The 12,562-nt window shown below is 71.2% G+C and carries 14 protein-coding genes; 11 read left to right on the forward strand and 3 right to left on the reverse strand.

Features of this window, described 5'->3' with window-relative positions; translation table 11 throughout:
* Both VFO68_RS20365 and VFO68_RS20370 read left to right on the forward strand, forming a co-directional pair.
* A partial coding sequence (locus VFO68_RS20365) for a glycosyltransferase family 4 protein (RefSeq protein WP_325159927.1) occupies nt 1-471 on the forward strand: 471 nt, incomplete at its 5' end.
* A gap of 34 nt (nt 472-505) precedes the next feature.
* The gene (locus VFO68_RS20370) at nt 506-1,513 is read left to right on the forward strand and encodes an NUDIX hydrolase (protein ID WP_325159928.1); all 1,008 of its coding nucleotides are present in this window, start codon (nt 506-508) and stop codon (nt 1,511-1,513) included.
* A 6-nt stretch (nt 1,514-1,519) separates the two neighbouring features.
* Here the strand turns inward: VFO68_RS20370 and VFO68_RS20375 are convergent, their stop codons facing one another.
* Nucleotides 1,520-3,661: an elongation factor G-like protein EF-G2 gene (locus tag VFO68_RS20375; protein ID WP_325159929.1), complete on the reverse strand. Its 2,142-nt coding sequence runs from the start codon at nt 3,659-3,661 to the stop codon at nt 1,520-1,522.
* 200 nt (nt 3,662-3,861) lie between these two features.
* On the opposite strand from VFO68_RS20375, the gene pdxS reads away from it, so the two are divergent.
* Nucleotides 3,862-4,812, forward strand: a complete 951-nt coding sequence (gene pdxS / locus VFO68_RS20380; RefSeq protein ID WP_414635536.1) for a pyridoxal 5'-phosphate synthase lyase subunit PdxS — start codon at nt 3,862-3,864, stop codon at nt 4,810-4,812.
* Between the two features lie 8 nt (nt 4,813-4,820).
* Here the strand turns inward: pdxS and VFO68_RS20385 are convergent, their stop codons facing one another.
* On the reverse strand, nt 4,821-5,393 hold the full coding sequence (locus VFO68_RS20385) for an XRE family transcriptional regulator (protein WP_325159931.1): 573 nt from the start codon (nt 5,391-5,393) through the stop codon (nt 4,821-4,823).
* A gap of 76 nt (nt 5,394-5,469) precedes the next feature.
* Between VFO68_RS20385 and VFO68_RS20390 the strand changes: the two genes are divergently transcribed.
* The 6 genes from VFO68_RS20390 to VFO68_RS20415 all read left to right on the forward strand — a co-directional run bounded on the left by VFO68_RS20390 (nt 5,470) and on the right by VFO68_RS20415 (nt 9,942).
* Nucleotides 5,470-6,153 (forward strand): AzlC family ABC transporter permease, encoded by a 684-nt coding sequence (locus VFO68_RS20390; protein WP_325159932.1) that lies wholly within the window; start codon nt 5,470-5,472, stop codon nt 6,151-6,153.
* Nucleotides 6,150-6,458, forward strand: coding sequence for an AzlD domain-containing protein (locus tag VFO68_RS20395; protein WP_325159933.1), 309 nt, complete (start codon nt 6,150-6,152; stop codon nt 6,456-6,458). The genes VFO68_RS20390 and VFO68_RS20395 overlap by 4 nt, the downstream gene beginning before the upstream one ends.
* Nucleotides 6,455-7,105, forward strand: a complete 651-nt coding sequence (pdxT, locus tag VFO68_RS20400; RefSeq protein ID WP_325159934.1) for a pyridoxal 5'-phosphate synthase glutaminase subunit PdxT — start codon at nt 6,455-6,457, stop codon at nt 7,103-7,105. The genes VFO68_RS20395 and pdxT overlap by 4 nt, the downstream gene beginning before the upstream one ends.
* Nucleotides 7,106-7,130: 25 nt before the next feature.
* Entirely contained in the window at nt 7,131-7,883 is a 753-nt protein-coding gene (locus VFO68_RS20405; RefSeq protein WP_325159935.1) for a YebC/PmpR family DNA-binding transcriptional regulator, read from the forward strand.
* Complete coding sequence (locus VFO68_RS20410) at nt 7,876-8,397, forward strand: DUF4262 domain-containing protein (protein ID WP_325159936.1); 522 nt, start codon at nt 7,876-7,878, stop codon at nt 8,395-8,397. The genes VFO68_RS20405 and VFO68_RS20410 overlap by 8 nt, the downstream gene beginning before the upstream one ends.
* Nucleotides 8,398-8,499: 102 nt before the next feature.
* Nucleotides 8,500-9,942, forward strand: coding sequence for an NAD(P)-binding domain-containing protein (locus VFO68_RS20415; RefSeq protein WP_325159937.1), 1,443 nt, complete (start codon nt 8,500-8,502; stop codon nt 9,940-9,942).
* On the opposite strand, the gene VFO68_RS20420 is transcribed toward VFO68_RS20415, so the two are convergent.
* Nucleotides 9,939-10,391: a cupin domain-containing protein gene (locus VFO68_RS20420; protein ID WP_414635537.1), complete on the reverse strand. Its 453-nt coding sequence runs from the start codon at nt 10,389-10,391 to the stop codon at nt 9,939-9,941. The genes VFO68_RS20415 and VFO68_RS20420 overlap by 4 nt on opposite strands.
* 84 nt (nt 10,392-10,475) lie before the next feature.
* Between VFO68_RS20420 and VFO68_RS20425 the strand changes: the two genes are divergently transcribed.
* Entirely contained in the window at nt 10,476-12,218 is a 1,743-nt protein-coding gene (locus tag VFO68_RS20425) for a metallophosphoesterase (RefSeq protein WP_325159938.1), read from the forward strand.
* Between the two features lie 82 nt (nt 12,219-12,300).
* The coding region (locus VFO68_RS20430; RefSeq protein ID WP_325159939.1) for a crossover junction endodeoxyribonuclease RuvC at nt 12,301-12,562 on the forward strand (262 nt) is incomplete at its 3' end.

Here is a 12,562-nt window from a genome sequence, read left to right on the forward strand (position 1 = left end):
GGGCGCGGCGACGCGGACGCCGTCCGGCGCACGCTGGCCCGCGAGGCGCGCGAGGCTCGCGACTCGGTGACGTTCCTGGGCCTGGTGGACGAGCAGACCCGCGGGGAGCTGCTGGCCTCGGCGAACCTGTACGTCGCGCCGAACACCGGCGGGGAGAGCTTCGGGATCATCCTCACCGAGGCGATGTCGGCCGGGGCGCCGGTGGTCGCGAGCGACCTCAACGCGTTCCGGCGCGTGCTCGACGACGGGCGGGCCGGGGTGCTCACCCCGGTCGGCGACCCGGCCGCGCTGGCCGGTGCGCTGTGCGACCTCCTGACCGACCCCGGCCGCCGGACGGCACTGGCCGCGGCCGGCCGGCGCCGGGTCGCGGCATACGACTGGACGGTGGTTGCCGGTCAGGTGCTGCGGGTCTACGAACAGGCGATAGCCGCGGATCCGCGGCGGGTGGGCGAGTCCGGACTGCCGGCATGACCGTGCTCGGCGGGGGAGAAAGGATCGCGTTGGCATGACGCTGGTGATCACAACCCTGGCCGTGGTGATCGTTCTGATCCTGGCCGGCTGGCTGATGCGCACCGCCAACCGGCTCGACCGGCTGCACGTGCGGACCGACGCGGCCTGGGCTGCCCTGGATGCGGCGCTGGCCCGGCGCGCGGTGGTGGCCCGGGCGGTGGCCGCCGCCGGACTGCTCGACCAGCGCGGCGCGGACACCCTGCGGGTGGCGGCGGAGCGGGCCGAGCAGTCGGCGCGGATGGACCGCGAGGCCACCGAGAACGACCTCACGCTGCAACTCGCGGCGGTCGACCGGGCGCACCTGCCGCTGGCCCTGGCCACCGAACTGGTGGACGCCGAGCAGCGGGTGGTGATCGCCCGCCGGGTGCACAACGACGCCGTGCGGGACACCCTGGCGCAGCGCCGCCGCCGGGCAGCGCGCTGGCTCAAGTTAGCCGGCAACGCGCCGCGGCCGGAGTACTTCGAGATCGTCGAGCCGGCCCTGGCCGGTGAGCCGGACGCCGCGCCGATGCCCCGCCCGGCGGCCCGGGTGGTGCTGCTCGACGACGCCGGCCGGGTGCTGCTGTTCAACGGCCACGATCCCCGGCGGGCCGGCGAGTCGTGGTGGTTCACCGTGGGCGGCGGCGTGGAGCCGGGGGAGAACCTGCGCACCGCGGCCGCCCGGGAGCTCGCCGAGGAGACCGGGATCGTGCTTCCGGACGACGAGCTGGTCGGCCCGATGTGGCGGCGCCGGGTCGTGTTCAGCTTCGACGGGCGCACCTACGACGGCGAGGAGTGGTTCTTCCTGGCCAGCCTGCCGCCGGCCAACGGCACGCCGGCCGAGCCGCAGGTGAGCACCGCGGGCTTCACCGACGTCGAGCGCCGGGTGGTCGACGGCCACCGCTGGTGGAGCGCCGAGGAACTGCGCTCCACCAGAGAGACCGTCTACCCGGTGCAGCTCGGCGAGTTGTTGCCCGAGCTGCGCACCACCCCGTGGGACGGCACCGTGCGCACCGTCCGGTAGGAAAGGTCAGTCCTTCTCCTTCGCGAGCGCCGACGCGGCCAAGGAGTCGGGCAGCGGGTCGAACCGGACGAAAGAGCGGGTGAAGGTCGCCGAGCCGGACGTCATCGAGCGCAGGTCGATGGCGTAGCGGAGCAGCGCGGTGGCCGGAACCTCGGCGCGCACCTTGCTGTACCCCGCCGCGGCGTCCGCCTCGGTGCCGAGCACCCGGCCGCGTCGGCTGGACAGGTCGCCCAGCACCGTGCCCAGGTGGTCGTCCGGCAGCCGCACCTCGACCTCGTCGATCGGCTCGAGCAGCGAGATCCGGCCGTTGCTGGCGGCGTCCTTGAGTGCCAGCGAGCCCGCGGTCTGGAACGCGGCGTCGGAGGAGTCCACGCTGTGCGCCTTGCCGTCGAACAGCGTGACCCGGATGTCCACCACCGGGAAACCCGCCTGCAGACCCTTGACCAGCTGGGCCCGCACGCCCTTCTCCACGCTGCCGATGAACTGGTGGGGCACCGCGCCGCCGACGACCTTGTCCAGGAACTCGAACCCGGCGCCGACCGGCAACGGCTCGACCTCGATGTCGCACACGGCGTACTGACCGTGGCCGCCGGACTGCTTGACATGCCGGCCGTGACCGCGTGCCTTGGTGGCGAACGTCTCGCGCAGCGCGATCTTGACCGGCTCGGTGTCCACGTCGGCTCCGCCGGCCCGCAGCCGCGCCAGCACCACGTCGGCGTGCGCCTCACCCATGCACCACAGCACCAGTTGGTGGGTCTCGGCGTTGCGCTCCAGACGCAGCGTCGGGTCACCGGCGACCAGCCGGTTGAGGTTGCGGGACAGGGCATCCTCGTCGCTTCTGGTCTTGGCGATGATGGCCACGGGCAGCAGCGGCTCGGGCATCTGCCACGGCCGCATCAGGAGCGGCTTGTCCGGCGCGGACACGGTGTCGCCGGTCTCCGCCGAGGTGACCTTGGTCAGCGCGCACACGTCGCCGGCCACGCAGTACGGCACCTCGCGCAGGTTCGCCCCGAGCGGCGAGTAGATGTGCGCCACCCGCTCGTCCACGTCGTGGTCCTCGTGCCCGCGCTCGGCCATGCCATGGCCGGACACGTGCACCGGTCGCTCCGGCCGCAGCGTTCCGGAGAACACCCGGACCAGCGAGACCCGGCCGACGTAGGAGTCGACCGAGGTACGGATCACCTCGGCCGCCAGCGGCCCGCCGGGATCGGCTTTGAGCTCGTTCTGCGGGTTGCCCTGTGGATCGGTCACGTCGGGGATGGGGTGCTCCAGCGGCGAGGGGAACGCGCCGGCCAGCGCCTCAAGGACCTCGGCGAGCCCGACGCCGGTCATCGCGGAGACCGGGATCACCGGGTGGAAGGAGCCGCGCGCGACCGCGGTCTCGAGGTCGGAGACCAGCGTGTCCGCCTCGATGTCCTCGCCCTCGAGGTAGCGGTCCATCAGGGACTCGTCCTCGCTCTCGGCGATGATCCCCTCGATGAGCGCGTTGCGGGCGTCAGTGATCTCGGCGAGGTCGGCCGGGTCCGGGTCGCCGACGTTCGGCGGAAACCCGCCGGAGTAGTCGAAGTACCGCTGGGTGATCAGCCCGATCAGGCCCGGCTTCCCCCCGGAGGCCGGCAGGTACAGGGGCATCACACCGGCGCCGAACGCCTCCTGGCAGGCGGCCAGCTCGGCGGCGAGATCCGCGCGCTGGTGGTCGAGCCGGGCGATCACGACGGCCCTCGGCATCCCGACCGCGGCGCACTCCTCCCACAACGCGGTGGTCGCCGGGTCCACGCCCTCGGCGGCGCTCACCACGAACAGGGCGGCGTCCGCCGCGCGCAGTCCGGCCCGGACCTCGCCCACGAAGTCCGCGTAGCCCGGCGTGTCGATCAGGTTGATCTTGACGCCGTTGTGCATCAGCGGCGCGACGGCCAGCCCGACCGAGCGCTGCTGCCGCACCGCTGCCGGGTCGTGGTCGCACACGGTGGTGCCGTCGGTGACGGATCCGGCTCGCGAGATCACTCCCGCCGCGGTGAGCAGCGCCTCGGTCAACGTGGTCTTGCCCGAGCCGGACGGGCCGACCAGGACGATGTTGCGCACCTTGGCGGGATCGTCTACAGCGACCGCAGCTCCGCCGTCACCGTTGTCGGTGCCTTTAGCTGCCATGTGACTCAACCTCCCGAACGAGACCGCGCTGTCTGGGGAATCCCCGGAGAACAATGTGGTCGATCCCACACCGTATGCCTGTTCAGGACAAGTCCTCCCAGCGTTCACCACTCGCTCGTAGCAACGGGGCCGGCACTCGATAGTGGCCTGGCGATTACGCCTGGGATTGGCCCGGTTGAAGAGTCCACGTCGCCCGTAACATGAGGTCAGGGAAGTCCACGGTTAGCAGAATTGGAAGGTCAACAGTGTCTGACGTTCAGGCAACCCCGGCCCAGATCGGCACCGCGCGCGTCAAGCGTGGCATGGCGGAGATGCTCAAGGGCGGCGTGATCATGGACGTGGTCACGGCCGACCAGGCCAAGATCGCCGAGGACGCGGGCGCGGTCGCGGTGATGGCGCTGGAGCGGGTGCCGGCCGACATCCGGGCCCAGGGCGGCGTCGCGCGGATGAGCGACCCCGATCTGATCGAAGCGATCATCAACACGGTGTCCATCCCGGTGATGGCCAAGGCGCGCATCGGCCACTTCGTCGAGGCGCAGGTCCTGCAGTCGCTCGGGGTCGACTACGTCGACGAGTCCGAGGTGCTCACCCCGGCCGACTACGCCAACCACATCGACAAGTGGCAGTTCACCGTGCCGTTCGTGTGCGGGGCGACCAACCTCGGCGAGGCGCTGCGCCGGATCACCGAGGGTGCGGCCATGATCCGCTCCAAGGGCGAGGCGGGCACCGGCGACGTGTCCAACGCGACCACGCACATGCGGCAGATCCGCGGCGAGATCCGCAGGCTCACGTCGATGTCGGCGGATGAGCTCTACGTCGCGGCCAAGGAGCTGCAGGCGCCCTACGAGCTGGTCCGCGAGGTGGCCGAGCTGGGCAAGCTGCCGGTCGTGCTGTTCACCGCGGGCGGCATCGCCACCCCGGCCGACGCGGCGATGATGATGCAGCTCGGCGCCGAGGGCGTGTTCGTCGGTTCGGGCATCTTCAAGTCCGGCGACCCGGCCCGGCGGGCGGAGGCCATCGTCAAGGCCACCACGTTCCACGACGACCCGGACGTGATCGCCAAGGTCTCCCGCGGGCTCGGCGAGGCGATGGTCGGCATCAACGTCGAGGAGCTCCCGGAGCCGCACCGCCTGGCCGAGCGCGGCTGGTAGATCTTGATCTAGACGTGCTCGGAGATCATCACCGCCGAGGTGCCCGGCTCCAGGGCCTGGAACACGTGCGCGAGGTCTCCGGGATAGGCCACGTAGTCGCCGGGGGCCAGCTCCACCGGATCCTCGGCGAGACCGACCAGTGCCCGTCCGGCGGCGAGCACGACGTGCTCGACCACCCCGGGCATGTGCGGTTCGGACGCCTTGGCCTGGCCGGGTTCGGCGTTGATCAGGTAGATGTCCCGGCGCGCGTTGGGCGGGCAGGACGCCAGCAGGGTGGCCACGTAGTCGGCCCGCTCGGAGTGCACGCCCGGTCCCTCGCCGGCCCGGATCACCTGGACCCGGGGCCGCGGCGGGTCGACCAGCCGGCTGAACGGCACGTCGAGCGCGCCGGACAGCGCCCACAGGGTCTCCACGCTGGGGTTGCCGACACCGGACTCGAGCTGGGAGAGGGTCGACTTGGCGACGCCGGCCCGCTTGGCCACCTCGGACAGGGACAGGCCGACCCGGGCCCGTTCGCGACGCAGGGCGTGCGCGATCACGTCGAGGGGGGCGCCGCGGTGCAGCGGATCGGGTTCGTCCATGAACGCCTCGTGTTCGGTAGAGCGGTCCGATCGTTCGACTTGACGAACGACCTCTCTACCGTTCATTGTAAAAGACATGCGTTCGATGTGGCGAACCCTGGACCGAGAAGTGGTCCGCGACGTGCTGGCTCTGGCCGCCGCGGACGTCGTGATCGGCGCGTCGTTCGGTGCCATCGCGGTGTCCGCCGGCCTGCCGCTGTGGCTGCCGTGTGCGCTGTCCCTGCTGGTCTTCGCGGGGGGAGCGCAGTTCCTGGCGGTCGGCGTGATCGCGGCCGGTGGCAGTCCACTGGCGGCGGTGTTCGGCGGCCTGCTGCTCAACGCCCGGCACCTGCCGTTCGGTCTGGCGATCGGCGACCTGGTCGGGCGCGGCCGGCTGGGCCGGCTGGTCGGCAGCCATCTGATGACCGACGAGTCGGTGGCCTTCGCGATGGCGCAGCGGGACCAGGTCCGCGGCCGGGCGGCGTTCTGGGCGACCGGGACAGTGCTGTTCGTCGTCTGGAACCTGGGCACCGCGGCCGGCGCCCTGGCCGGGACGGCGATCGGCGACCCGGCGGCACTGGGCCTGGACGCGGCGTTCCCGGCCGCGCTGCTGGCCCTGGTGCTGCCCGGGCTGAAGGACCGGGACACCCGCCGGGCGGCCCTGCTCGGCGCCGCGGTCGCGCTGGCGGCAAGCCCGTTCCTGCCGCCCGGAGTGCCGCTGCTGCTGGCGCTGGCCGGCCTGGTGGTGGCCGTGCCCCGGCGGACGGCGGTGCCCTCATGAGCATCGTCGCGGTGCTGGTGCTCGCGGTCGGCACCTATGCCTTCCGGGTGGCCGGCCCGCTGCTGCGGGACCGGATCGTGCTGCCGGACCGGGTCCGGACGCTGCTGTCCATCTCGGCGGTGGTGCTGCTGTTCGCCCTCGTGGCCACGGCCGCGGTGATGGACGGGCAGCGGTTCGCCGGCTGGGCGCTGCCGGCAGGCGTCCTGGCGGGCGGGGTGCTGGCCTGGCGCCGGGCGCCCTTCGTGGTCGTGGTGGTGGCCGCCGCCGGGGTGACCGCCGGGCTGCGGCTGCTCGGCGTGGGATGACGTTTACGCTGGAAACGGAGGTGGCGACGGTGCTTCGACCGCTGGTCGGTGTGCTCGCTCTGCAGGGTGACGTGCGCGAGCACGCGCACGCCCTGGACGCGAGCGGGGCGGACTTCCTGGCCGTGCGCCGCGAGAGCGAGCTGTCCGAGGTGGACGGTCTGGTGATCCCGGGCGGGGAGTCCACCACGATCTCGCGACTGCTGGACACGTTCGAACTGCTGGACCCGCTGCGCAAGCGGATCGCCGACGGGTTGCCCACCTACGGCTCGTGCGCCGGCATGATCCTGCTGGCCAGCACCGTGCTGGACGGCCGGCCGGACCAGAACCAGCTCGGCGGGCTGGACATCACCGTCCGGCGCAACGCCTTCGGCCGGCAGGTGGACTCCTTCGAGGAAGACCTGGACGTCACCGGGGTGACCGGCGGGCCGCTCCGGGCGGTGTTCATCCGCGCCCCGTGGGTCGAGTCGGCGTCGGCCGAGGTCGAGGTACTCGCCAGGGTGCCCGACGTGCCGAGCGCCGCGGCCGCCGCCGGTAGGATCGTTGCGGTTCGGCAGGGGGCCACGCTCGCCACGGCGTTCCATCCGGAGCTGACCGGGGACACCCGGGTGCACCGCCTCTTCGTGGAGATGGTCCGCGCTGCCGCCTGACTCGTCAGGACGTATCGGAGGAGAGATGAGCGGCCACTCAAAGTGGGCCACCACCAAGCACAAGAAGGCCGCCCTCGATGCCAAGCGGGGCAAGCTGTTCGCGAAGCTGATCAAGAACATCGAGGTCGCCGCGCGGACCGGCGGGGGCGATCCGGAAGGCAACCCGACGCTGTTCGACGCCATCCAGAAGGCCAAGAAGAGCTCGGTGCCGCAGGACAACATCGAGCGCGCCCGCAAGCGCGGCGGCGGTGAGGAGGCGGGCGGCGCCGACTGGCAGACGATCATGTATGAGGGGTACGGGCCCAACGGGGTCGCGGTGCTGATCGAGTGCCTGACCGACAACCGCAACCGGGCGGCGGGCGAGGTGCGCACCGCCATGACCCGCAACGGCGGCTCGATGGCCGACCCCGGCTCGGTGTCGTACCTGTTCAACCGCAAGGGCGTGGTGATCCTGCCCAAGAGCGGCCTGTCCGAGGACGACGTCCTGATGGCGGTCCTGGACGCGGGCGCCGAGGAGGTCAACGACCTCGGCGAGACCTTCGAGGTGGTCTCCGAGGCCACCGACCTGGTCAGCGTGCGCAGCGCCCTGCAGTCGGCGGGCTACGACTACGAGTCCGCCGACGCCAGCTTCCTGCCCTCGGTGAGCGTCCCACTCGACGTCGACGGCGCCCGCAAGGTCTTCCGCCTGATCGACGCCCTGGAGGACTGCGACGACGTCCAGAACGTCTACGCCAACTTCGACGTCTCCGACGAGGTCATGGAAGCGGTGGATGCCTGACCCGGTGAGTGCGGAACTGCCGCAGGAGCAGGAGCGGCTGCGGGCGTGGTTGGTCGAGCAGGGGGAGCGGTTCGGCTATGCCACCGTCGAGGTGGAGGCGGACCGGCACGGGGCGGGTTACGTCTTCTCCGTGGGGGCGTGGCGCAACCTCGGCGTGCCGGAAGGGGTCGTCATCGGGTTGCCCGACGGGGCGGGGCGGACCCTGCTGGACGGCTACCTGCGGCGGGCAAAGGCGGGGGAGCGGTTCGCGCTCGGCCGGCCCTACCAGGACTTCTTCGACAACGCGCCGGTGGTGTTCGAGCGGGTCATGCGTGGCCACTACCCCGAGTTCTTCGGCAGCGCGCTGCTGGTCTACCCGCAGGGCGAGTTCCCGGCGGTGCAACTGATCGTGGCCACGCCGCAGGGCGCCTGGCCGTGGCAGGCGGACGCGCCCGGTGGTTTTGCCGACTGGCAACCGGTTCTCACCCAGAGCGGACAGCCGGAAAGCTGGATTCCAGGGGTGGACGGGCCATAGCCTGAGTTCGCCCAAATATTTGCGTGAAGCCCTGAACCGTTTCTGGCCCACCGCCGTAAATGCGCGCAGGGGGTGAGCTTGGCGCGGACTGGGAGGCGGCTCATGGTCACGAGAACCGACTATCTCATCATCGGCGCCGGTCCCGCGGGCCTGCAGTTGGGCTACTTCCTCGAACGGGCCGGCCGGGACTATCTGATCCTCGAAGCCGGCCCCACTGCTGGAACGTTCTTCCGCACCTTCCCCCGGCATCGGCAACTGATGTCAATCAACAAGTCCCACACCGGTTCCACTGACCCGGAGCTCAACCTCCGGATGGACTGGAACTCGCTGCTTTCCGACCGGGAGCGGCTGCTGTTCCCCCGGTACACCGAGCGGTATTTCCCGAACGCGGACGTGATGGTCCGATACCTCAGTGACTTCGCCGAGGCACTTGGGCTCAATATTCATTACGGCGCCCGGGTTACTCGGGTCACCCGGGCGGAGTATTTCCGGGTGGTCGACCAGAACGGATCCGTGTATGAGGCGCCCCTGCTGGTCGTCGCCACGGGTCCGGCGAAGCCTTACGTGCCAGGCATTCCCGGCATAGAGACGGCCGAGCTGTATGGCACCGTGACGGTGAATCCGAGAGATTTTCTCGATCAGCGGGTATTGATCGTCGGAAAAGGCAGTTCAGCCTTCGAGACCGCCGAGAACCTCGTCGAGACCGCCGCGGTGATCCATCTGGCCGGGCCGACCTCGACCGGCATGGCCTGGCGCAGCCACCACGCCGGACACCTGCGCGAGGCCCTGCTCGAGGGTCAGGTGCTGCGCATCGAGCCGAACGGCGACGGCTACCTGGTCACCGTCAGCCTGTCCCGGGCCGGCGAGGTGGCCGAGCGGATCCACTACGACCGGGTGATCGTCTGCACCGGATTCCGGTTCGACAACTCGATATTCGCCGAAGGGTGCCGGCCGGAGCTGGTGCTCGACGACCGGTTCCCGGCGCTGACCTCGGAGTGGGAGTCGGTCAACGTGCCCGATCTCTACTTCGCCGGCACGCTCATGCAGGTGCGGGACTTCCGCAGGTCCACCACCGGCTTCATCCACGGCTTCCGGTACTGCATCAAGGCCCTGCACCGGATCCTGGAGCAGCGCTACCACGGAATTCCCTGGCCCCCAAGGGGTTTACCGGCCGAAGCGGAGACGCTGATGGTCGCCCTGCTGTGCCGGGCCAACCGCACCTCGGCGCTGTGGCAGCAGTTCGGCCGGCTGTGCGACGTGGTGGTGCCCGAGGGCGTCGATGCCGCGTACTACGAGGAGCTGCCGGTCGACTATGTCCACGAGGGCCGGTTGGGCGCTCGGGAGAGCATCTTCACCATGACCCTGGAGTACGGATCGGACGCCTCGCTGCACCCGGTGGTTCGGCACTACCGGCGCGGCTCGCTGGTCGCCGAGCACCACGTGGCGGAGAACATCGAGCACGACTGGAGCAGCGAGGCGGCGCACCGCGGGCCGCTTCGGGCGTTCTTCACCCGGGAGCTGGAACCGGTCCGGGCCACCTGCTAGCGGCAGAGCGCGCGGATCCGCGCGGCATGCGCCGGATAGCGCGCACCCAGCAGGCCGGCGTCGGCGAAGGTCACACAGTCGTCGGTGTAGGGCGGCACCACCACGGTGCCCATCAGGGTCCACTCGCCCAACGTGGTCGAGCCCTGCCAGACGCCGGACGGCACGACGACCTGCGGCCGCTGACCTGCGGCGAGGTCCGGGCCGAGCACCGGCTCGCTGACCCGATCGCCGTCGAGCAGGAGCAGCCGGGCCGGGGCGCCCGCGTGGTAGCTGTAGATCTCCAGGCGGTCCAGCCGGTGCAGTGCCGAGAAGTCCGGCGCCACCAGCAGGTAGTAGATCGCCGAGCAGCGCCCGTCCCGCCAGCTCTGGCTCCACCGGCCGCCTTCGCCGGCCAGTTCCCGCATCCCCAACTCCGTCGCGATCTGTCCGGGGTCCTGCGGATCTGGCACGTGGCGAGGTTACGCGGTGCTTACCCGGCGCGATCCAATCACTAGCATTCGTGGCCCGACGTCAGGTTCGAGGAGGCTCGGCAGGTGGCGATCAGCGATCCGGTCCCGCCGGTCGAGGCGCCGGTCGCCCGGCCGCGCCCGACCGACATGTCCGAGACGGAGCTGGGGTTCTCGCCGCAGCCCGCGGTGCGGTGGCTGGCCCCCGGCGTGCTGATCAGGACGGGTGCCCAGTCCCTGTTGGCCGCGATCTTCGGGTCGTTCGCGGACAAGCGGGAGCTGCAGGGCAGCCTGCCGGCGGTCGTGCACCGGCACGACTCCGGAACCGAGCTGTGGCTGGATCATGTCGCCGATCTCGGCGACGGGTTCGACGCCACGTTCTCGGTCGCCTCGCTGCTGGCCGCCGAGACCCTCGAGGTGCCGGAGGCCGGCAAGCTGCCGCGCGGCCGGCTGCTGGTGATGGGCGGTGACCAGGTCTACCCGGCCGCGTCCACCCGGGCCTACGAGGACCGCAGCAAGGGCGTCTACCGGGCCGCTCTGCCGGTGCCGCACGGGGTGCCGCCGACCCTGTTCGCGTTGCCGGGCAACCACGACTGGTACGACGGACTGACCGCTTTCCTGCGGGTGTTCGCCCAGCGCCGGCCGTTCGGCGGCTGGAAGACCGAGCAGACCCGCAGCTACTTCGCCGTGCAGCTGCCGCAGCGGTGGTGGCTGTTGGCCATCGACACCCAGTTCGACGACTATGTCGACGCGCCGCAGCTGGAGTACTTCCGGCGGGTCTCCGAGGACCTGCGGGAGGGCGACGCGATCATCTTGTGCACGTCGTCGCCGTCCTGGGTGGCGGCCGGTTCGGGCGGGGAGTCCAAGGGCTACGACACGATCGAGTTCTTCAACCGGGAGATCGTGCGGTCCAGGGGCGCCGAGATCCGGGTGATGCTGACCGGCGACCGGCACCACTACGCGCGCTACGCCGAGCGCGGCGGCACCGGGGCGCGGATCACCTGCGGTCTCGGCGGCGCCTACCTGTCGGCGACGCACAAGCTGCCGGAGGAGATCGAACTGCCGGCGCCGCACACCCGGGTGCGGGCCCCCGAGTCGAAGCGGTTCGACCTGGTCACCGCCTACCCGGACAAGGCGAGGTCGCGGATGCTCGCCGGCGGCGTGTTCGCGTTGCCCTGGCGCAACCCCGGGTTCTGGACCATGACCGGCATCGCGCAGACCGCGATGACCCTCGCGGTGCTGCTCGGCATCGCCGAGTCGGGCGGCGGCACCTTCCGGCTGCTCGCCGGCTGGGCGCCGGCCGTGCTCGTGGCCGTCGTCCTGGTGCTCGGCGGCATCGCGTTCGCCCGGATCGACCTGCCCAAGAGCGCCAAGACCAACACCCTGGCCGGGGTCCTGCACGCGACCGCGCACCTGGCGCTGAGCGTCGGCTGGGCGCTGGTGATCCGCTGGCTGGACGGCGCGATGCCGCCCGGCATCGGGGCCGACCTCACGATCATCGCCATCGTGGCGATCGGCACCCCGGTGGTGATCGGGTTCCTGGATGCCGAGCTGGTCGCCGGTTACCTGCTGGTGGCGAGCGGGTTCTCGATCAACCTGAACGAGGCGTTCGCCGCGCAGAGCATCGAGGACCACAAGGGTTTCCTGCGGATGCACATCGACGGGTCCGGCACCCTGACCATCTATCCGGTCAAGCTGCCCACGGTGTGCCGGGACTGGCGGGTCGATCCGGAGGGCGCGCCGAACGACCCGTGGCTGCGCCCGGACGGCTCCCGCCTGGCGCCCGAGCTGATCGAGGCGCCGATCCGCATTCCCCGCACGAGTTCCTGACCGCATCCGCGTGTCGGTCAGCCGCCCGCCGACCGGAGCCGCCTAGGGTCTCGAACGAGTGTTCACGGACGGGAGCGGACGAGTGCGGGTGCTGGGTGTCGATCCCGGACTGACCCGGTGCGGCATCGCGGTCGTGGACGGGGGCGCGGGCCGGACGGTTCGGTGCGTCGCCGTCGACGTGGTGCGCACCCCGGTCGAGGCTGATCTCTCGGTGCGGCTGCTCGCGGTGGCCGACGCCGTGGAGCGCTGGCTGGAGCTGCACCGGCCGGACGTGGTGGCGGTCGAGCGCGTGTTCAGCCAGTACAACGTGCGCACCGCGATGGGCACCGCGCAGGCCGGTGGAG

It is taken from the genome of Actinophytocola sp. (assembly GCF_035712165.1).
GTDB lineage: Bacteria > Actinomycetota > Actinomycetes > Mycobacteriales > Pseudonocardiaceae > DASYTH01.